Source organism: Halomonas sp. XH26, assembly GCF_024138895.1.
GTDB lineage: Bacteria > Pseudomonadota > Gammaproteobacteria > Pseudomonadales > Halomonadaceae > Vreelandella > Vreelandella alkaliphila.
In genome coordinates, this window is record NZ_CP071889.1 from 3,287,268 (window position 1) to 3,308,659 (window position 21,392).

A 21,392-nucleotide genomic window follows, 5' to 3' on the forward strand; every position below is an offset into this window, starting at 1 on the left:
GCATGGGCGGCATCAATCCCGCCGGCAGAACCTCGGGCCACCAGGCCTTCCGCCGCACCGTGCTTGATGCTCTTCCAGCTGACCAGCAGCGCCAAACACTGGAAGGCTTGGCAGCGCTTATGCGCCTTGCCGAGCATTCCGCTAACGGCTGGCAGGATAGCGCCGGCCAGCCCATTGACTCCCCTGCTCAAACCTTGCGCGATCATGTGCTTAACCACACATTGATTCGGCGCAACGAAGATCCACGTTTTCTCGCCCCGGGCTTGCCAGCCAACCGACGGGCAGAAATGACGCTGTCTGAACCGGTGCGGTTTACATTGCGCCGCCGTCAGTTGCCCGAACAGCTGCCGGAAGGATGGCAGGTGGAGGACATCGACGCGAAGGTAGTCGCCGTCACCGTGCCCGCGGGGAACTTTAGTGCTCTGCTGCCTGACGCTTTAGAGCCCAAGGTGCGTGCAGCAGCCCAACTGCCGAGTGGCTTCGACCCCGCTAGCCTTTACCGTAGCGTGCATCATCCGCGCGGGCTGTCGATGGCAGTCTTTAGTGCTAGTGACTGCCTAGGTGCTAGCGGGCTCGCTTGGGAAACAATTCGCCAGCGGCTTGACCCTGACCATATTGCTGTATATGCGGGCAACTCTATTGGCCAATTAGATGACCAAGGTTGGGGCGGCCTGCTAAAGAGCCTGGTGAGTGGCCAACGCGCCACATCTAAGCAGATGCCGCTGGGTTACGGGCAAATGCCCGCCGACTTCCTCAATGCCTACGTATTAGGCAGCGTGGGAAGTACGGGTGCTGCCTTAGGTGCCTGCGCAAGCTTTTTATATAACCTGCGCCTAGGTATTGATGATATTCGCACAGGGCGTTGCCGGGTCGTTATGGTAGGCACCGCAGATGCGCCGATTACCCCCGAAATCATCGAAGGCTTCCGCGCGATGGGCGCACTGGCCGATGATGCCAGCCTGAAAGCACTGGATTCTTTAGCGCTACTTACCGACGCTGACTACCAGCGCGCCTGTCGCCCGTTCGCACGCAACTGTGGCTTCACCATGGCGGAAGCGAGCCAGTTCGTGCTGTTAATGGACGACGCGTTAGCGCTTGAGTTAGGGGCGAATATTCTAGGTTCAGTGCCTGATGTATTCGTTAACGCTGATGGCTTTAAGCGCTCTATTTCCGCACCCGGCATTGGTAACTACATCACCCTAGGCAAGGCAGCCGCTTTGGTAAAAGATATGCTAGGTGAGAAAGCGCTAAAAGAGCGTACCTTCCTGCATGCCCATGGCACCAGCACCCCTAAAAACCGTACTACCGAATCCCATGTTTTCGATGAAATTGCCCGTGCAAATGGCATCGATAACTGGCCAGTGGTCGCTATTAAAGCGTTTATCGGCCACTCCCAAGGGTCTGCGGCAGGCGATCAGTTGGTAAGCGCTTTGGGCAGCTTTGCCCATGGGTTACTGCCAGGTATTCCTACCTTAGACGCGGTCGCGGACGATGTGTACGCTAAGCGGCTACGTTTTTCCACTACCCCAGTGGCATTTAGCGCCGATGCTGCCTTTATTAATGCAAAAGGGTTCGGTGGTAATAACGCTACTGGCGTCGTGCTCTCCCCTCAGGTCACCGAACGATTGCTCACTCAACGCCACGGCAGCGCTGCCATCAGCGCTTGGAAAACACGTCGGGAAGCTGTGCGCGAGAATGCCGCCGCTTATTTAGCAGACGCTGATCATGGGCACTATGCGCCTCGCTATCAGTTTGGTGAAGCCGTTCTAGAAGGCCCTGAGCTTGAGATCCATGCCGACCGCATTCATATCCCGGGCTATGATCACGCCGTTTCGCTAACGGCGGACAACCCTTTTGGTCAGCTTGACGAGCAGGAGACACCCGAATGAGCGATCAACGTGTGAATGTTGCCGTCTATCCCGGGACCTTTGACCCTATCACCAACGGCCACTTTGATCTTATCGAACGCGGCGCACGGATGTTCGATAAGGTGGTCATTGCCGTCGCGGCGAGCCCTGGCAAGCAGCCTAGTCTTGAGCTAGAAACCCGTATCGCGCTGGCCAAAACGGTGTGTGCTTCACTACCGAACGTAGAGGTCATCGGCTTTTCAACACTTCTGACCACTATGATGCATGAACAGGGTGCCACCATTATTCTACGTGGCCTGCGGGCTGTCTCGGATTTCGAGTACGAGCTACAGCTGGCCAATATGAATCGAGCGCAAAACCCTGAGCTTGAGAGCGTATTTCTCACCCCAGCGGTGGAAAACTCCTATATTTCGTCGACCATCGTGCGAGAAATCGCCAAACTGGGCGGCGATATTTCACCGCTCGTTCACCCGCAGGTCGCAGAGGCGCTGCGTAAGCACTACACTATCTAGCGATCGACATTGTTGAGTAAAACGCTCAGGTATATAACTACCTGGGCGAAAAGCCATTCGTGAGGTACGCCCATGGCCCTGATGATCACCGACGAATGCATTAACTGCGACGTCTGCGAACCTGAATGCCCCAATGACGCCATCTCTCCTGGCGAAGAGATTTACGTTATTGACCCCAACTTATGCACGGAATGTGTCGGTCACTTTGATGAGCCACAGTGCCAGCAAGTGTGTCCCGTGGACTGCATTCCTCTCGACCCAGAGCGTCCCGAAACCCACGAGAAACTCATGGAGAAGTACCGCATCATTACTGCTGCTTAGGCCCTCTGAAACGTGCGTATCTGGACTCTTGCCTAGCCAATCATTCTCTCAAATATAACAGTTCCCTTACTAGGGCTAGTCGATACTGCTGTGGTCGGGCACCTGCCCGATTCTCGCTACCTAGCGGCGGTAACCCTCGGAGCGACGCTGTTTAGCTTCCTCTATTGGGGGTTTGGCTTTCTACGCACACACTAATGTAGAAAATATTGACATGCACACTAATGTTCACCATGATATTGACATTTATGTTCTGAAGGGCAGTGCCTGTCGATATGACTCGATCAAAGATCGTATACATTCAACGCCTTTACAGGCTCGACGGAGCGTTAGCTCTCAGCGCTGAAGGGATTCCTACTATTAATTGGACAAACCGAACTCTGCACTGGAATATAGATAAGGATAAATTCGAAGAGACTAGCGACTTAATGATAGAGCGATTCCCAATCATCTACAGGAATTGTGAGCCGTGGGATCTCGGAAACCTTTACCTCTACCGCTGGTGGTTAAACTTCGCTGAATCCAGCCCACGCTCAATCGTAACAATAGATCGAAAAGCAAAGAACCTACTCTCCTACTTGCACTTCATCGAAGAACATAAGACCGACGATCTGCCACTCGATATTTTCTACGCTCCTCCTCGCAGTCGGAAGAACCAGCGCGTCACTTATCTCTATAAGTCATACCTCACGAGGCTGTTCGAGCAAAAACAGAACACGCTTCAGACGGTGAAGCAAAAAGCCGCAGAGGTCGCGGCCTTCTATATGTTTCTGAACGACAACAAGCTCACCCCTCCTGGCGAAGAGATAGAGGATCGCTTCTATACACTTAAAAAGAACACGGTAATAGTGAAGGGGGGCAGAAAGTTCCCCGTGAATTATTCAGACATTCATATTACAAAGGCTACGGTTGAAGAGACACAGTTCGATCTAATACAGGGTGAAGAAGGCGGAGTACGCCCACTCTCAGAAAAAGAGGTCGAGTGGGTTCTTGAGGGCGTGGAAGCTCTTAGTAACCGTCAAATGCAACTGATAGTCTGGTTGGCGCTATACACTGGGGCAAGAAAACAAACAATCTGCACATTGAGCGTTGAGGCTATACAAAAGGCTTATAAGTCATCCAGAACAGCCAAAGAGGCGAGAATACCTGTTGGACCGATGACTGGCGTTGATACGAAGGGCAATGTTCAGTACGTGCTCAAGGTGCCCAGCTCACTGGTTGCACAGGTATATGATTGGGTAAAGTACTCAGAGATATACAAAGAACGGAAAGAGAAAAGCTACTACGGTGATTCCTCTCGGAACTATGTCTTTCTTACAAAGTTTGGCCGTCCATTTTATACCGCCAATCGGCACACATATGACGCTGCCGATCCTACGTACTCAATGACTCTAAAAAGAAGTGAGCGGGGACAAGCAGGACTCCAATTAGGGAGTTCGATTAACGACTTCGTGAATCAGAAATTAATTCCATGGATAAGACAACACAAAGACGCACAGTACAAAGGCTTTAAGTTCCATGACCTTAGAGCAACACGGGGCATGCGATTCGTAAGGCAAGCCAAGGTATTAGGCATGTTGGACACAGAGATTATTACTCATGTCAAAGGTCTACTCGGACACAAGCATGAGTCGACTACGATGATCTACCTAAGATATGACGAATTAGTTCAATTGCAGAAAGAAAAAAACAAAAAAGTTCACGAAGCCATGTACGGTGAAGCCTTTCCTTGGGACAACTTCAATGTCTGAATTCTACGACCTGTATAACGACAGACCTGAAGAGTATTCTCACTTTGAAGCTTCATCGCTCACACTATCTGAACTGGGCAGAGTTCGGCTCAACTTCAAATGTAATGGTCAAAATTACAAGCAGATTTATGTTGGACGAGTACTTTTTAACTCTCGCAATACAGGCTCAGTAAAAAGCAGAATCAAGTGTTCTCCTAGCTCGCTGGGTAGCTGGGATATAGATTTCACAAGCCAAATTGCAAACCGTAAAGCTTACGTAACGAGACTTATCGACGCATTCCTCGATGGAACTACAAAACGAGGCTCAGTTACCAATCAGCTAATCTTCATAGACTATGCTGATAATATTTTCGAACGTGAGAAGCTCTTCATCAACATAGAGCTTATGAAAAAAGCATATCGTGACTACTCACTAAGACTCTGGGATCGAGTATCTCAGAGTAATCTTTCCAAATCACTCAAACGAGCCACTGCACGAGAGTATCAAGAAGGGGCTACCCAAGCGATCTTACTGTCATTTAATGACATAGATGAAGATACCGTAAAGAGCTGGGCTCTGAGAATCCAGTTCAGGAGAGGCGAAAAAGGATTCAAAATCCTCCAAAGCATACAGCACGCAGCGACCAGCCGAGATGCGCATCGGTATTTGTTCAATCAAATTTCTGAGTACTTACTTGAAGATGATCATATAAAGCCATTCGTTCTTAAACCAGAAATGAAACTTAGCATTACCGGTCAAATTTACCTCAGCCCATCAATATGGAACTTACACGGAGTAAACGAGACTCCTGCATCATACTATCAGAGATCGGGAAGCTGCGGGCGCAGCCGCATTCAAGAGTTACTTTACGACCGCACTGGAAAGCTAATCAGCTGCATCGATGAATTGACAAAGTTAACAAATTCTGAAATTGAGAAAAACGGACAATTTTCTGACAAGAAAATACACAAAAGATTACGCGAATATTATCGCTCTGCACTCGCAACGGAGCATAAAAATAAAAGCACATTGGGAGATTACCATCGTGATCTTTTTAATATTGCAAGTATTCACTTTTCTCATCTTATACTTGCAGATAGCGGTGCAAATCTAGCAGTGTTGTGTTCAGCTCCGCTGGTAGAGCCCACCCATCTCGAACGAGAAGGTAAGTTCAGAGTCATCTCTTTCAAGAACAAAGGAGATAAGCAGTTTTCACTTCGCCTGAGCCCCCTAGCAAAGAAATACTGGAGTCATTACCTCGCTCTGTGCCAAAAGTTCATTGTTTCAGACTCGCCCCTGATAGGGCCGCAGTACTTCAAAAATGCGCAGCCTCACACACGTACAATTAGTAATAAGAACCTCATTAACCCTACCAAGTTCTGGAACACAGATAACCTGTGGATTAATGCAAAAGATTGGCGAGATTACTCGGTGAATTTATCACTCACCGTAACTAACGATGTTCGCTACTCTGCAAATCAGCATCAGCACACGGTTGAGACATCGAGAAGGCACTACATAGCAGTTGAAAACCGAGTTGCAATTAAAGAGCTAAACGACTTCTTCAGCGGTCTAGCCAGCGTTGTAAAGCTCTACAAAGCGAAGCGGGTCGCTGTAAAGGTTATCAGTAAAGATAAGGGAGTGCAGGGCCTTACAGGCAATTGCACATCTCAGGGCAGCATCAAAGATGAAGGCTTTTCAGATCAAGCTCCCAACCCTCGCTGCTCAGCAATGCTTAGCTGCTTTTTCTGCAAGTCGTATGCGCTCAGAGCAACAGAAGAGGATGTTCTCATGCTGCTATCTATTAAGGAATGGCTGCCTTTGCACAGCCGTGCTAGTAGCTTGAACATGGATGAGCATCTTCTAAAGTTCCAGCCTATCATAGAGCGCTTAAACGACATAATCGCTGACTTCTCTGATAAAAATGAGCAGCACTCAAATATCGTTAAGCGAGCCGAGAGGCAAGTCGAGATTGGCAACTTGCATCCTTACTGGGAGATGAAGATAGCGGCTTTGAACGAAATCACAGATAGCAGAGGAGAGCAGTAATATGTGGGCACCGCGATTCTTGAAGGGCACCGAAAAGCTGGAGATCCAGCCCGACATGTTTTCTATTGAAGATCTAACGAAATCGCCGCCAGACAGCTTCGTCATTAGTCGCAACCTAACAGGTGACGCCCTTTCTATATACGGTGATAACATCTGGGATTTATCACCCTACTCAACAATAAGTAAGGGCATTAAGTACAATTTTACTAGCCAGTTCGGCAGAGCAGATGACGAGCTTAGCCCTACAGCGCACACGATTATCGGTGAGATGAAGCACATTATGTTCGCAGCGCTCTATGAGCCGACGCACTCGGGGGGACAGCGCAACAAGCCACAGACCTACAGCAAAATGATCGCGCTTCTAAGGGGTCTCTCCATCATCGCACTGAACGAAAATAAGACACTCGCCCAACTACATGAAAGCCCTTTTGCAGTACCTAAAATCACTGCCAGTCTTTACGCTTCTAGAACAGCATTTCGCAAAGCTGAAACACTCCGAGATTTAAAAGCACTGATCGACTATCTAAACGAGCGATTTAATGCTGGACTACCATCCCTGATCCCCAACGAGCAGCTCAAAAAGATCATTTCAGCCGCATCGCAATTGCGGTCGAACTACATTGATGATCCATCAGCTCAACGCACCCCGCTGATACCCTCCCGAATTTACGCTGCACTGATAAATCTATCGACAGAGATGGTAAATGACTTCCACGAACATAAAGAGAATATAAAAGGCCTGCTGAATAGAATCAACACAGACCCCCTGTTCTTCGCCACTCCATCAATGCTGAAAGAAAATGCAAAGCCAGGAACAGTCAATAACGCAAAGGTTTATCAGGTATTTGCATATTATAGGGCTAAATACCCCAACGCCAAAAGAACCGAAATGCCTTTAGTAAGTCAAGAAGACTCCATAGCTGAGTATGATCTAACGGAATTTTTCGAAAGGTGGTCAATCGGATCAATATATAAAAATAACGGCTACATAAAATATACACTCATAGGCATTAGAGGCTACCTGAGCCACGTACTGGATGCAGCAAGAATTCTCATATATAGCTACTCAGGTATGCGCAAACACGAGATGGATGCGCTGCAAAAAAATTGCCTGAGCAGCATTCAGATCCCTGGGCTAGGCGAACTTCCTATAGTTCTCGGCCACACTTCAAAAATGACAAACAGCAACTACAGCGAGTCTGTCTTACCCTGGGCGACATGCTCACAGGCAATACCGGCTGTCGAAGCATGTAGGTTCATCCGAGATATGATGGGCTGCCTTACCGATTTTCTATTTCCAAGCTTCGATCATCCTATGAGGATGAGGAAATTTCTCGATACAGACGTACATCGCCAAAAAACTCTTTCATACATCTCAAGAGGATCAGATGAGCTAAGAGTTAGAGAAAGCGACATTGTAGAGTTAGAAAACTTTGATGCATTCCGTGACTGGCGAAACGACCCTAGGCTCAACCTAAAAGTGGGTGAGTACTTTCACCTTGAGAACCATCAGTTTCGGCGCTCTACAGCTGTCTACGCAGCACGAAGCGGTATGGTCTCCCTCCCATCGTTGAAATTCCAGTTCAAGCACCTATCTGAAGTGATGACGATGCTTTACCGAGAGAACGCTAGCTTCGCTGAGAACATTTTCAATATTGTTAAGACTGGTTCTTCACATGATGTAATACGCGACTATCGAGATGAACTTATGTTCCTAGAAGCCTTGGACTTTGAAGCCCATGTAGTAAAAAGCACTGACGAGCTTTTCGGCGGAGCAGGCAGCAGATTTGAACAGGAAAAATCTCAGAGCCCATCATGGTTCAAGAGTATCGAAGATATCGAAAAACGTGTTAAAGATGGACGTTTATCTTACCGAGAAACGGTCCTCGGAGGATGCTCCTCCCGTGAGATGTGTGACAAGTTTAATGTAGATGAAGTCATCCCATGCCTAGCTGGCTGCAATGACGCGATCCTTGGTGGAGATGACGGACTAGGACTTGAACGTGGACATAAGCTCAAAAAATACAAAAGCACTTTAGAGGCGGAGCTAGAGCACATCGATCCAAAGCATCCCTCAGCTCGATTAGCATATGAGGAGATCACGCTAATCAACCAGAAATTAATCAAGATGGAGGCCATAAATGAGTAAGCATCAAGAGTACTACGAAGCACTCCAGAGGCTTATTAACAATGAGCCTTTAGTTGTCGAAAATGGTTCAAAAATCAATAAACGTAACGTAGCACTGGAAGCAGGCAAGAAGAATGCAAGCAGCATTCGGAAGGGCCGAGACTTTGACAATCTAGTCGCAGCAATAGATGCAGCTGCTGCTAAAATGCAATCACCAAAAAAAGTGAGAGCAGATAAAGCTGATACACTCGCAGCACGTAACCAGGAGCTACAAGACATGCTAGACATCTCTCATGCAAAATACCTAGCAGCAATGAATCTACTCCTTGAAAACGACCTTTACTCTGTTGAACAGAAACCCGCCCAAGTAATCAGCCTCGACGAAAGGGATAACGCTATACGCCCCGCGTTTGACGGTACTAATTCGAAGCCCCCCCCCGCCGAGAATAGCAGCACTTAGAAATAGAATTTTCGGGGAGTTACACAGGAAGCGCCGCATCAAGACTCTCCCAGCACTTGGCGGAAGTACATTTCTGTGCGGATGCGGTGGAGATAACAACATACCTGCTACCGGGAAATATCCGTTTCTTCTGATATCATCCCAACATCACCCCCCCTTCTTGGCCAGCAAAAAAATCACATGCCGCCTAAAAGCTGCTCCGCCTGCCCATCCAACCGTTCCTTCACCGACCGCCACTCCGGCATAAAACGATCCAGCAGCGCATAGAAACGCGGGCTGTGGTTATGCTCAACCAAGTGGCACAGCTCATGAAGCAGCACGTAGTCGATGGCTCGCGTGTTGGCTTTAATCAGGTGCGGGTTGAGTAGCACGGCACCTTCGGGAGAGCAGCTGCCCCATTGGGTTTGCATGTCGATCATGCGCCAATCGGGTACGGTTTTTGTCCATGGCAACGTCTCGACCATCATCGACAGGCGGCGCTGAAACACGTCCACCGCTCTGTCTCGGTACCACTGGCGCACGGCCTTTTGTGTGCGCTCAGCGGTCAGTTCTTTACCTTGCACCCGCAGCTGTCCGCCTATGAGCTTGCAGGTGCCCTTCCGCTGGTTTGGGTCATCAATCACCTTGAGTACGTACCGGCGCCCCAGGTAGAGCATGCTCTCGCCACTGACCCACGCTCTTGGTTGCACGTAGCGGTTGCGCTCTTCAATGTCATCCAGGTGCTTGAGTATCCATCTCGCCCGACGCTGCACCGCTGCTTTGATCTCGGGCAGCGGTGCCGATTCGGGCGCATCCACCTGCACCATGCCGTTGGGGTGAACATGTACCCGTATCGTGGATTTTTTATGTTCGGGCAGATAGCACAGGTGGAAGCTGAACGTTCGCTCACCGTAGCGCGCTTGATACACGCGTGGTTGTTCGTCCTGCGTGGCATCCACAGCGGTCATCACTTTGTTACTCCGTTACGCAGAATCTGCACCACTTCATCCAGAATTGCTTTGGCTTTATCCAAGCCTACCAGTGAGAACAGCTTCGGGAGCAAGTGTTTCCGTACATCTTGCTCAATGCCCACGGGGTTCAGTGAGTTTTCTGCCACGGCGCGGTTCACCACCGTGTCGATCTCAAAGGCCTCGTCGATCAATTGCTCGCCTTTGTCTTTTTCCAACACTGCGAAGTCATCACCCATCACGAGTTTAAACGTGCCGTAGTAGGCCTGGGCATGCTTGTTTCCGCTAAATGCCTCTAGTGGCAGGTCAGGCACCTCTCGCTCTTCAACCTTGGCTTCCAAGTCGCTGAACAGCTTGAACTGCGCCTTGTAGTCGAACATGGATTCAGCTTTTTCGATGGCTTCCTTCAGCAGCGCTGAGAACACCTTCTTGGCGTAGGGGTCGTCGCCTAGCTTCTCCTCGATGGTCTTCTTGGTACGCGTCTTGATCTTGTCGGTTTCGTTTTTGGTCTTCTCGTCGCTCCAGTTATCCGGGTTGCTCTCTACGGGGTCGATAAGCACGGGCTCATCGCCGGGGGCAACATGGACACCGGTGACATAACGATCAATCAGATCTCGAATCTGACCTTCGTAGGCGGAATAGTCGACGGTTTCCTGGGCATCCATCCGCACGGTCTTACGCAGGTCTGAAAACCACTTTAAATCGGATTTATAGCGGCGGATATCAGCCTCTGTGAAGGCCTTATCATCGAAGAAGCTCTGCGTGGAAAGGGCCGTTTTCAAGCACATCCCGAAGTTGGTGACGGCCTCATAGAAGTCCTCCCGCAGCGCCTGACGAACATCCACCTCTACACCGTCTTCGTCGGCTTCATAGTTAGGCATGAACACCTGGCGATAGGGTTCAGGGTCCAGGCGGTTATCAATATGCCCGAAGAAGCTTAGAAGCCGGTCGTGCAGCCTTGGCAGCTTCTTGTATTCCGTGTCGACGTTGGCATACAGGCCTTCAATATCCTCGATGGCAAAGCCGCCCTGAGTCTGATCCTCAAAGTTTTGGTAATCCTTAATGGCGGTATCCAGCTCTCTGAGAATGCCCCGATAATCGATCAGGTAACCAAAGGGCTTCTGAGGGTGTAGCCGGTTGACGCGAGCGATGGCCTGAATCAGGTTGTGGCCTTTAAGCTGCTTGTCGATGTAGAGAACGGTGTTGCGTGGCTCATCAAAGCCTGTCAGGAGCTTATCAACAACAATGAGGATATCCGGTGGGCCATCGGTGCCGAAATCCTCTATCGTGGCTTTCTCGTAGTCCTGTGGGTCGCCAGTAACGTTCTGCTTCCACCACGCTTGCACTAAAGGCAGGTTGGTTTCATCCACATCGGTATGGCCTTCGCGGGTATCCGGTGGGGAAATCACAATGGCACTGGTCACCATGCCTGCGCTATCGAGTTCCTGTTTATAGCGAATCGCGCTGAGTTTACTGTCAGTGGCCAGCTGTCCCTTCAGTTCTAATCCGGCTTTTTTGAAGTTCTCGCTGAAATGCACGCTGATATCAAACGCGTTGAGCTTGATACGATCCTGCGCGGTATAAATCTGGCCTTGCTTGGCGTACTTGCGTTTGAGATCGGCTTTTTGGTCGTCTGACAGTGCGGCGGTCACCTTATCAAACCAGCTATCGACCGCCTTCTGGTTCACATCGAGCAGCGGTTTACGCTCTTCGTACAGCAGCGGCGTAATGGTGCCGTCCTCCACCGCCCGCTTCATGGTATAGGCGTGAATGATGGACCCGAATTTCTCGGCGGTTTCGCTTTTCTCGTTTTTTAGTAACGGCGTGCCGGTAAACGCGATGAACGACGCATTGGGCAGAGCTTGGCGCATCCGCTGGTGGTTTTCACCCCCCTGGCTGCGGTGGCCTTCATCCACAATGACGATGATATTTTCCGAGGGGTTATAGCATTCTGGCTGCTTAGCGGCGGAAGCGAATTTGTTGATGATGGTGAACATAATCCGCTCATTGCCTTGGCCTATACGCTTGGCCAGCTCCTTGCCGGAGCGTGTCTTGGCGAGCGAGTCACCGGTTTTCTTACCGGCGATATCACTGCCAAAGGCACCACCCGTTAGGAAGGTCTTAGATAGCTGTTTCTCAAGATCAACGCGATCCGTGACGACGATGACCCGGCAATTCTTTAGCGCCTCACTGAGCAGCAGCGCGCGACATAGGTAAACCATGGTGAAGGATTTACCGGAGCCGGTGGTGTGCCACAGCACGCCGCCCCGGCGCTCACCGCTGGGTTTAAAGCCCGAGATGCGCTCCAACAGAGCCTTGATGCCGAACGCCTGGGGGTAGCGGGCCGCAATCTTGCCTACTTTGCGGTCGAACAGGATGAATAATCGTAGGAACTCCAGAAACCGGCGCCTATCCAGCAAGCCTACTAAAAGCCGATCTTGTTCGGTTGGCGTAACGTGTTTTGACCATAGCTGTTCAAAGTAAGCCCGGATCTTCGGGGGCTTGCCCTGGAACAGCGCGTCTTTAATGGAGGCAGACAAAGGCTGGTTCTTGATACTCTGAACGTAGTGATCGTCGAACGCTTCATCTTGCCATGTCGACCAGAACTTAGCCGGGGTGTGGGTCGTCCCGTATCGGCCATCGTTACTGCTGATGGCGAGCAGCAACTGGGCGAACGCATACAGGTAAGGGATTTCATCGTTTTTCTGGTTGCGGAGGTTCTGGCTGATGCCTTCCTCCGCCATGTTCTTGTTGGGGTTGCCGGAGACGGCCCGCTTGGCCTCTATAACCGCCAAAGGAATACCATTAACGAACGCCACCACATCGGGCCTGCGGGTGTGAGTACCCTGGATGGAAAGCACCTCCATCTCTTCGGTGACGTGGAATTCGTTGTTATCCAGGTGCGCCCAATCGATCAAGTGAACCGTTGGCTGAGCCTTTTTGCCGCCCACGAACTCGGTCACCGTAATGCCCAGCGTCAACATGTCGTATACGGACTGGTTGGCGTCCATCAACCCTTGAGCCATGGAGGGCGTCGTGATCTCTCGGATGACCTGATCAATGGCCTGATCAGACAGAGGGTATGATTCACCCTTAAACGTGAATCGGTGCTGGCGTAACACGCGCTCTAACACCGGCTTCATCACCACATCCCGCTGGCTGCCTCGTAGCGCCTGACACTCAGTGGCGGGTAGAAACGTCCAGCCCAGATTGATCAGTGTCGCCAGAGCGGGTATGTGGCTGGCATGTTGCTCATTCCCTTGAGGAGTGGTGTTCATGAGACCTCCGTACCGACCAGCGTCTCAGGCCAGATACGCTCGCAGATCATGCGATACAGATCATGCCGCGCTTCAATATCCGCTTTTATGAAGGTGTCGTGCGGCTGGAACGGCAGGTTCAACGCCGTTTTCAGCTTGAGAAAATTCGGATTGTTCTCGTAAGCGAGCGGGCAAAGCGACTTCACCAACAGGTTCTCTTTGATGTAGTGCGCCTTTTTTTGCTCATAAGGCTGGTCACCGTACGACTGGTTCGTTCCTCTGGGCAGGAGAACAAGATCTCCTAGCCGATTGCGGTAGTGGTGGAACTCGTGTTCTTGTTCAAACTCATCTTGATGGCGGGAAAACTTGTCAGCCCATATATGCTCAACTTCAAAGGGCTTACCGCTGGCAGGCTGGTAGTAGGTCACAAAGCTGCTGCTCATGCCTGCCTGCTGCTCACACCAGGCCGTCATACGGGCCAGCAAGAATTTTACAAACCGCCTGTTCTGACCATGCCAGCGAAAATGCTTCATGCCCTCGAACGACTCGTGCATGCCCTCAAGTTTCTGACCTAGCAACCGCTGAAGTTCCGGCAGATCTTTGCCTCGAATCTCCTTAACCAGGCTATACATGGTGTAGCGAATGGAGCTGGCAGAAAAATTGCGGAAATTCACCGACCGGCGCACCACAAAGGTTTCGATATAGGCCGCTACTGTATTAATTTTATGCGCCACGGTGTCTTGGCTGTCGTGCGAATTAAGTGCCGCCAGCATAAGCGGCAAACTCAGTGTTGGGGCAATTCCCCAGCGGGAGATATAGAACACATGCTCCAATCCCGGCACCAGGGCTTTCTCCGCATCCAAAATACGAAGATACGCTTTGTAGTAAAAACGGAATTCATGCTGAACAAACTGTTCAAACGAATCACCACTGTCCGCATCCAACCCAACTTTGGAAAGGTTATCGCGTACCCAACTGTGAAAACGGGTACCAATTTTCTCGAAGTCCTCGTTCTTGGAGCCTGCCTTACCAGGGCGAATACTTTCGGCATAGCGCGCCCGTAGCCATGACTGGAAGAAGCGTTGATCTTCATCCTTGTCATAGGCTTTCAGCTCAAGCATGGCCTGCTTCCAGAAGTCGTTGGCTTGCTTACGCTTTTCTGTGCTGTCGAAACGCGACAACATAAAGCCCTTCAGCATTTCGGAAGGCGTCAGGTTCAGGCCACGGTCGTTCATGGTTTCAAAGATGGTGTAGGCGTTTTCATCGGAATAGGCGATGATTTCCACCATGATCACGTTGTACCGCAGCCAATCAATAAAGAAGGGAAACGCGTCGTTTTTTAGCTCTTCAGGGAACGCTTTTTCAATATCCTGATAGCGTTCCGCCATATTGCGGGTAGATTCATCCGCACTGTCATCAGGCACGTACTCGCCCTGGTTGAAAAGGCCTTCCAAGCACGGAATACGCTCCTCAACCGTGATATTGAACGACTTACTGCCGCGCAGCTCCGAGAAAATCATTGGCTCGATTTTCTCCTGAAACGGCAACTCCTTCTGAAGGTTGTTCAAATAGATCAAAAACAGCGTCAGTGAGGTTAACCGCTGCTGGCCGTCGATAATGCTGCGTTTACCATCCTTACTGCTGACCACAAAGGGGCCCAGGTAGTAATTGTTGTAGTCCTCCCCCTGCTCACGCTTATCGCCAGGGGTATACTCACTCAGAAAGGCCGAGGTTAAATCCGTCACAAGCGCCTCGATATGCTTTTCGCCCCAACTGTACTCCCGCTGGAAGTAGTCGACGGTGTACTTCTGCTCATTCAGCACATCAAACAGGTTGCGATGACGGGCCTCAATTTTGTTTTCTAACTTGCTCATGCGGCCTCCAGGTCCACTTTCACCCGACGCTTGCCAGTCAGGAGTTGCTGCATCAGGGCTTTCTTTTCCTTTTTTAGAGCGTGTACGTTTTCCTGTAGAGCATAAATTTCCCGATCGGCCGAGTTTAGTACCTCAGAGATTCGAATCTGCTCTGTTAAGTCGGGAAGGGGGATTTCGAATGCTTTTACCATACCCGCGTTCAAATTGGATTGAGTGCCCTGTTGACCTTGTAGTTTTATCTCTTCCTTCAATGAAGAGAGGTAGAAATATAAAAACTCGAAGTGGAGATTTTTGCTTGGCCGGATTCCCAGAATTGCTTGGGACGAACTGGTCGGGACTCTGGCGATGCTGCATTCTCCAATAGAAGCATACATCGCGTAGAGAACAGTGTTGGCTGGATATATACGCGCCGCAGAGTTCTCGATACCAAGTTTCGACAGGTTTTTTTCTGTATGATCAATCCACTTGCCTTGTGAGGTCATATCGGCAATTGAGACCCAGGGGATATTCCCGCCATAATAATCAGCAACAGAAGATTTCGGCGTTCCTCCGCTGTTCATTTCTGCCACGGTAGCGAGTTTCACTTCCTCCCACTCATCCTCAAACCCCATCAGCCGCTTCTTCCCAGTCAGCAACTGCTGCATCAACCCTTTCTTCCGCTGCTGGCTATTCTCAAGCAGGCGCTCGGTGGCGGTGATGGCCTGGTCCCAAGTGGAGAGGATCTGGGCGATCATTTTTTGTTCGGGGAAGGGGGGGATGAGTAGCGGAGTCCCTAAAACATCCTCCCTGGATATACCTGGAATTAGACCTGCCGCAGCGCCCTCATATCGATTGAGACTCGACACAACATTGTAGTAGGTGAACCTGGGGTCAAAATCAGTGGCGCGTATAGCCATTAACTGGCGACTGATAGCATAATTATCATCTGACTCGATAACTTTCCCTGTTCCCGAACCCTTAACGGTAATTAGAATATCGCCCTTTCGGCTAAACTTTCGGCCTTGGTCCGTGTATTTCGATACAATAATCGAGCCGTTTGGAAAATCAGCAGGGCCAGTTAAATAAGGGTGTCCATCCCCCGTCTCGTTGACGTGCTGAGCCTCAACATGCTGACCGGAAATAAGATCAATTCCCTCGACAAACGTACCCTTTCTCCATCCTTCAGGCACCATAACCCAACTCCTTCAGATAACCCGCCATCTGCTCGTTCAGTATCGCAATCTCGGCCTCGATCTCCTTTCGCTCCGCTTGCACGGCCATCAGGTCGATTTCTTCCTCTTCCTCGAAGGTATCCACGTAGCGGGGGATGTTGAGGTTGAAGTCGTTCTCCTGAATTTCCTCCAGTCTGGCTAGGTAGGAATATTTGTCTCGGGTATCGCGCTGCTTGTAGGTATCGACCACCTTAGCGATGTTCTCATCCGAGAGCTGGTTCTGGTTCTTGCCGGCCTTAAACTCGCGGCTGGCATCGATGAACAGCACGTTGTTAGCTGTTTTGTCCTTACGGAATACCAGAATCGCAGCTGGGATGCCGGTGCCGTAGAACAGCTTCTCGGGCAGTCCGATGACGGCATCTAGCAGGTTCTCTTCGATTAACTTTTGGCGAATCTTGCCTTCGCTAGAGCCACGGAACAGGACGCCGTGGGGCACGACCACAGCCATGCGGCCCGTCTTTGGCTTCATGGTCTCGATCATGTGCAAGATGAAGGCGTAATCACCCTTGGTCTTGGGCGGCAAGCCACGACGGAATCGGGCATAGGAGTCACTCTCGGCGCCCTCAACTCCCCACTTTTCCAACGAGAACGGCGGATTGGCTACCACGATGTCAAAGTGCTTCAGGCCACCGTTTTCATCCAGCAGCTTGGGGTTGCGGATGGTGTCGCCCCATTCCAGCTTATGGTTGTCGATGCCGTGCAGAAACATGTTCATCTTCGCCAAGGCCCATGTGCTGCCGATGGCTTCCTGACCAAACAGAGCGAAGTTCTTGGAGCCATCAGCACCTTTGCGAATCTGATTGGCGCATTTTAACAACAGCGACGCAGAACCACAGGCGGGATCGCAAATCTCATCGCCTTCCTTCGGCTCGACGAGCTCAGCCATCAGTTCGGAGACTTCCGGCGGGGTATAGAATTCACCGGCTTTCTTGCCAGAGGTGGCCGCGAAGTTTTTGATCAGGTACTCGTAGGCGTTGCCGATCACATCCAGCTTACCAATTCGGCTTGGGCTCAAATTGAGCTCTGGGCGGGCAAAGTCTTCCAGAATGTGGCGCAGAAGCTCGTTCTTTTGTTTCTCATCGCCCAACTTGTTGGAGTTGAAGCTGATGTCTTGGAACACATCGGCCAGCTTGACGATGTTGGCCTCTTCAATGGCGTGCAGGGCTTTATCGATACGCTCGCCATTTCCCGGTTCATGCCGTTGGTCATGTAAAGCGTAGAAACCGGCACCATTCGGCAATACAAAGCGCTCATTCTTCATCAGCTCTTCGATCAGCTCTGGGGTGTCGCCGTATTCAGCCACGTAATTGTTGTAGTGATCCTGATACACGTCCGACAGGTACTTCACGAACAGCATGGTCAGCACGTAATCTTTGTAGATGCTGGGGTCGACCGTGCCCCGGAAGGTGTCGCAGGCGTTCCAAACCGCCTTGTTGATCTGTTCCTGCTTAACGGAATCGTTACTCATATCATTTTCCTGCCGTCGTATTAGGACAAAGTAGTTGGTGGCCAGCGGCATCAACCATGCGCTGCCGATTTTCCATTAACTGGTTAAAAAGCTTTTGTTCGCGGGTGGCGGCATCGGCCAGTTTGACCATCAGCGCCTGCTGCTCAATAGGCGGCACCACAATAGGCAGGTTGCCCAGCTGTGACTTGGTAATGCTGGGTGCCGCCGACCCCTGAGAGCACATGGCGAAATAGCGCTGGGCATCCACATGGTTGAGCTGCCAGGCCAAAAATTCAGGCATTACGCTGCATGCACTTGAGGTGAGCCGGATGTGGTAGAAATTCGGCGTGCAGACGGTATTACGTGGAAGCTCCCGAACCACCGCTGCATCGTTACGTGTGCCCTTGGCCATAAACAGGATGTCGCCTGAACAGAGATATTCTGGGTGTTTTCGGCCTGGCAACGTCACCCGATCCAGCGTTTTGCCTTGTGGGTCATAAAGGGCTTCACCCACGACAAGGTGGCGGTACTGCACAACAAAAGCATCGCCTTGGCTATCTAGCTCTAGCTTTCCACGAAAGGGATAGCCAGGCTGAATGGTGGCAATACTCTGTAGCAAACACCTTTCTTTGGGCTGATGATTCATGCAGCGATGCCAACGTCATGGTTAAGATGAATTAACCTTACCACGCGTGCATCATCGCGCAAGATGCAGTTTAAATATAAGGGCAATGCCAACCAAGGAGGCTGTGATGTCAGGTGAAGAACAAAAACCGGTGGAGACTCCACAAAATAACCCACTGCAAAAGCTCAAAGGCTCCATACAGCGCTATGAGCAGCCGTTTGAACCCGTTGGTGTCGAGGACTGGGAAGCAGCCCTGCTTGATGGGCTAACGCCTGAGACCGCCCATGCGGATGAGCTTGCGACGCCGTCCTTGAAAGAACTCGGGGAAAAACCTGACAGGAAGCGGTAAATCTCTACTCAGAGCTTGTTGATGCGGCGCCTCTCCGTATACTGTATGAAATAACAGTTATTTGAGAGGCTAGGCGTATGACTACAACCGCTTCGTTCATAGGCACTGCTGCCCTATGCCCCGTACCCCAACCGTTACCCATGTTCGCCAGTGCTGTGCGAGCGGGGTTTCCAAGTCCCGCTGACGACCACCTGGATGCGGAGATGGATCTGCATCGCCATGTCGTTAAACGACCCGCCGCCACATTCTTTGTGCGTGCGGAGGGCGACTCTATGATCGGTGATGGTATCCACCATGGAGACCTGCTGGTAGTAGATCGGAGCCTAGAGCCGCTGCCTGGGCGTGTGATTGTTATTGCGGTCGATGGCGAACTCACTGTTAAACGGCTAGAGCGTGTCGGGCAACGCGCCTACCTAAAGGCCAGTAATCCCGCCTACAAACCTATTCCTTTGGAAGGTCGCGAATCGCATGTTTGGGGTGTCGTAACCCATGTCCTGCACAGCTTACCGGGTGCCACGCCGCTATGATGGCACTGGTTGATTGCAATAATTTCTATGTGAGCTGTGAGCGTGTGTTTAATCCTACTCTGGAAGGGCGACCCGTAGGAGTGCTCTCCAACAACGACGGCTGTGTCGTTGCCCGTTCAAATGAGCTCAAAGCGCTGGGAGTCGAGATGGGAACGGCCAAGCACCTACTACCACCGTTTATCCGCCGCCAAGCTATTCTCTTGTCGAGTAATTATGCGCTTTACGGGGATATGAGCCGTCGCGTGACAGAGGCACTAACAGAGTTTTCGCCGGACGTAGAGGTGTACTCCATCGACGAAAGCTTTGTGGGGTTTCACGGCTTTGAACCTGCGACCCTAGAAGCCTATGGGCAAAACTTACGCCAGACAGTACGGCAATGGACGGGAATTCCGGTTTCGGTCGGTTTTGCGCCGACACGGGTATTGGCCAAAGTAGCCAACCACGCCGCAAAGAAACACCCAGGCTACCGAGAACAAGGTGTTTGCCTGTTAACGGCGGATAGCCATGCCACTCAAGCGCTGCTCAAACAGCTACCGGTGACCGAACTCTGGGGCATTGCACGACGTACCGGCGAACGGCTACGCGTGATGGGGATTGAGACTGCTTGGCAGCTGCGCGAAGCCGATCCCAAGCACATACGTCGTCATTTTAGCGTGGTGCAAGAACGCATTGTCTGGGAGCTACGCGGGCAGTCGTCCATTCAGCTAGATGATATGACCCAACCCAAGCAGCAGATTATGGTGTCGCGCTCCTTTGGGTGTCTTACCAATAGCCCACATGACCTGCGTGAAGCCCTTCGCCAACACGCTGCCCGCGCGGGTGAAAAACTACGCAAGCAGCACAGCGTCACCAGCGCCGTGATGGTGTTTGTGCGCACCAATGCGTTTCGACAAGATTTGCCACAGTACCGTAATCGCGTGATAGTGACACTAGAACGACCGACGGACGATAGTCGCGAGCTGATTCATGCTGCGATTCAAGGGCTCCGACAGCTCTGGCGTAAGGGCTACGCCTACCATAAAGCCGGCATCATGCTTCTCGATCTCTCCCCCAAAGCCAACCGCCAACTGACACTGACAGAAACACCGCAAACAGAGGAAGAAGCAAGGCGTAGTGAACGGTTGATGGCTACTGTCGACAAGCTCAATCGAGAACTAGGGCGAGGGACGATACAACTAGGGCTGCCTCGGGCAGGAAATGCCTGGACATTACGCGCTGAACACCGCACGCCGCGTTACACCACGCGCTGGGAAGAATTAGTGAACGTTAAGCTTTAAGCGGCAGCGATGCTAATGGAAAAAGCTCAGAATGGTGAGCAAATCTAATAATCTGGTGCTAAGGTGGTTTAGAAAATAGCAGTGCGTATTCTATTGGAGAGCAGGATGCCCCTAGCCAAGCCGTCTACTAACGACCCTTTACAAAGTGTGTTTGCTTTCCGCGCTTTTGATTTACGGGACAGATTCCCCCAGCCACTAGAAACGTTTCGCCAAGCACTGGAGTGCTTACAAAGCGGTGATGCTTACCTGCCCGATATGAGCGGTGAGATTGTGGCTTACCTCCGTGATGGTCGCGCACTGCCTATCCCCGAATATTTTTTCATCATTCAAAGCGGCAACACTAGCGCTGTGGTGCCACCGCAAGAAAATGATTATGTCTGCGCAGCTGTTGAAGCTTGGTTACGAGACGCGTTGCTGAAGACATCGACACTGCTAGAGAAAGCATCAGCAGTCAGACCTGCTCGGCTCAACATCCTACTTGATCAATGCGATCCAAATGCCCCGGAACCTGACGACATTCAAGGATGGCAGAATATGCGCGATGTCGGCAGAGAAATCATCAACACCCCCAGCAGAGAAAAGGTCTGGGAAGCAGCCGTTCAGGTAATGGGGGAGGTACAGGCAAGACGCTGGATGAAAACAGCGCATCCGAAGCTGGATGGTAAAAGCCCCAATTTATGCATTGAGGACGATCCTGCGCGGGTTTATGAGCTTGTGTTGCAGATGAACACAGGAGCGAGCTAATGGCTGATATCGACCCTTAGCGGACATTCCGAAAAATGTTGCTGGCACGTTCATCAGCGTTATGTAAT

The 21,392-nt window shown here is 51.0% G+C and carries 17 protein-coding genes and 1 pseudogene; 12 read left to right on the top strand and 6 right to left on the bottom strand.

What is annotated here, in order from left to right:
• Positions 1-2 precede the first annotated feature (2 nt).
• From J4377_RS15075 to J4377_RS15110, 8 genes and pseudogenes are all read left to right on the top strand, one after another.
• Positions 3-1,889 carry a beta-ketoacyl synthase gene (locus J4377_RS15075; RefSeq protein ID WP_253488157.1) on the top strand — a complete coding sequence of 629 codons (1,887 nt, stop codon included), beginning with the start codon at positions 3-5 and terminating at the stop codon, positions 1,887-1,889.
• Positions 1,886-2,380, top strand: a complete 495-nt coding sequence (gene coaD, locus J4377_RS15080) for a pantetheine-phosphate adenylyltransferase (protein ID WP_038478195.1) — start codon at positions 1,886-1,888, stop codon at positions 2,378-2,380. Before J4377_RS15075 ends, coaD begins: the two co-directional genes overlap by 4 nt.
• A 72-nt stretch (positions 2,381-2,452) precedes the next feature.
• Positions 2,453-2,701: a YfhL family 4Fe-4S dicluster ferredoxin gene (locus tag J4377_RS15085; RefSeq protein ID WP_038478199.1), complete on the top strand. Its 249-nt coding sequence runs from the start codon at positions 2,453-2,455 to the stop codon at positions 2,699-2,701.
• Between the two features lie 39 nt (positions 2,702-2,740).
• A pseudogene (locus J4377_RS15090) lies at positions 2,741-2,887 on the top strand (MATE family efflux transporter); the annotation flags it as partial.
• A gap of 74 nt (positions 2,888-2,961) precedes the next feature.
• Entirely contained in the window at positions 2,962-4,449 is a 1,488-nt protein-coding gene (locus J4377_RS15095) for a tyrosine-type recombinase/integrase (protein ID WP_253486056.1), read from the top strand.
• Positions 4,442-6,478 (top strand): hypothetical protein, encoded by a 2,037-nt coding sequence (locus tag J4377_RS15100; RefSeq protein ID WP_253486057.1) that lies wholly within the window; start codon positions 4,442-4,444, stop codon positions 6,476-6,478. Before J4377_RS15095 ends, J4377_RS15100 begins: the two co-directional genes overlap by 8 nt.
• A gap of 1 nt (position 6,479) precedes the next feature.
• Complete coding sequence (locus J4377_RS15105) at positions 6,480-8,627, top strand: hypothetical protein (protein WP_253486058.1); 2,148 nt, start codon at positions 6,480-6,482, stop codon at positions 8,625-8,627.
• On the top strand, positions 8,620-9,066 hold the full coding sequence (locus J4377_RS15110; protein ID WP_253486059.1) for a hypothetical protein: 447 nt from the start codon (positions 8,620-8,622) through the stop codon (positions 9,064-9,066). Before J4377_RS15105 ends, J4377_RS15110 begins: the two co-directional genes overlap by 8 nt.
• A gap of 176 nt (positions 9,067-9,242) precedes the next feature.
• Here J4377_RS15110 and J4377_RS15115 read toward each other — a convergent pair whose 3' ends face one another.
• The 6 genes from J4377_RS15115 to J4377_RS15140 are packed head-to-tail and all read right to left on the bottom strand — an operon-like array spanning position 9,243 to position 18,421.
• On the bottom strand, positions 9,243-10,013 hold the full coding sequence (locus J4377_RS15115) for a M48 family metallopeptidase (protein ID WP_253486060.1): 771 nt from the start codon (positions 10,011-10,013) through the stop codon (positions 9,243-9,245).
• A complete protein-coding gene (locus tag J4377_RS15120; protein WP_253486061.1) occupies positions 10,013-13,291 on the bottom strand; it encodes a type I restriction endonuclease subunit R in 3,279 nt (1,092 codons plus the stop codon). Before J4377_RS15120 ends, J4377_RS15115 begins: the two co-directional genes overlap by 1 nt.
• Complete coding sequence (locus tag J4377_RS15125) at positions 13,288-15,144, bottom strand: DUF262 domain-containing protein (RefSeq protein WP_253486062.1); 1,857 nt, start codon at positions 15,142-15,144, stop codon at positions 13,288-13,290. The genes J4377_RS15120 and J4377_RS15125 overlap by 4 nt, the downstream gene beginning before the upstream one ends.
• Positions 15,141-16,316 (bottom strand): restriction endonuclease subunit S, encoded by a 1,176-nt coding sequence (locus tag J4377_RS15130; protein WP_253486063.1) that lies wholly within the window; start codon positions 16,314-16,316, stop codon positions 15,141-15,143. The genes J4377_RS15125 and J4377_RS15130 overlap by 4 nt, the downstream gene beginning before the upstream one ends.
• Positions 16,306-17,823: a type I restriction-modification system subunit M gene (locus J4377_RS15135; RefSeq protein WP_253486064.1), complete on the bottom strand. Its 1,518-nt coding sequence runs from the start codon at positions 17,821-17,823 to the stop codon at positions 16,306-16,308. The genes J4377_RS15130 and J4377_RS15135 overlap by 11 nt, the downstream gene beginning before the upstream one ends.
• A 1-nt stretch (position 17,824) precedes the next feature.
• Positions 17,825-18,421: a restriction endonuclease subunit S gene (locus J4377_RS15140; RefSeq protein WP_253486065.1), complete on the bottom strand. Its 597-nt coding sequence runs from the start codon at positions 18,419-18,421 to the stop codon at positions 17,825-17,827.
• Positions 18,422-18,554: 133 nt separating this feature from the next.
• Between J4377_RS15140 and J4377_RS15145 the strand changes: the two genes are divergently transcribed.
• The 4 genes from J4377_RS15145 to J4377_RS15160 all read left to right on the top strand — a co-directional run bounded on the left by J4377_RS15145 (position 18,555) and on the right by J4377_RS15160 (position 21,324).
• Complete coding sequence (locus J4377_RS15145; RefSeq protein WP_253486066.1) at positions 18,555-18,776, top strand: hypothetical protein; 222 nt, start codon at positions 18,555-18,557, stop codon at positions 18,774-18,776.
• 77 nt (positions 18,777-18,853) lie between these two features.
• Entirely contained in the window at positions 18,854-19,303 is a 450-nt protein-coding gene (locus J4377_RS15150; protein WP_253486067.1) for a LexA family transcriptional regulator, read from the top strand.
• Positions 19,300-20,580, top strand: coding sequence for a Y-family DNA polymerase (locus J4377_RS15155; protein ID WP_253486068.1), 1,281 nt, complete (start codon positions 19,300-19,302; stop codon positions 20,578-20,580). Before J4377_RS15150 ends, J4377_RS15155 begins: the two co-directional genes overlap by 4 nt.
• A gap of 105 nt (positions 20,581-20,685) precedes the next feature.
• Positions 20,686-21,324 (top strand): hypothetical protein, encoded by a 639-nt coding sequence (locus J4377_RS15160; RefSeq protein WP_253486069.1) that lies wholly within the window; start codon positions 20,686-20,688, stop codon positions 21,322-21,324.
• Positions 21,325-21,392: the final 68 nt, after the last annotated feature.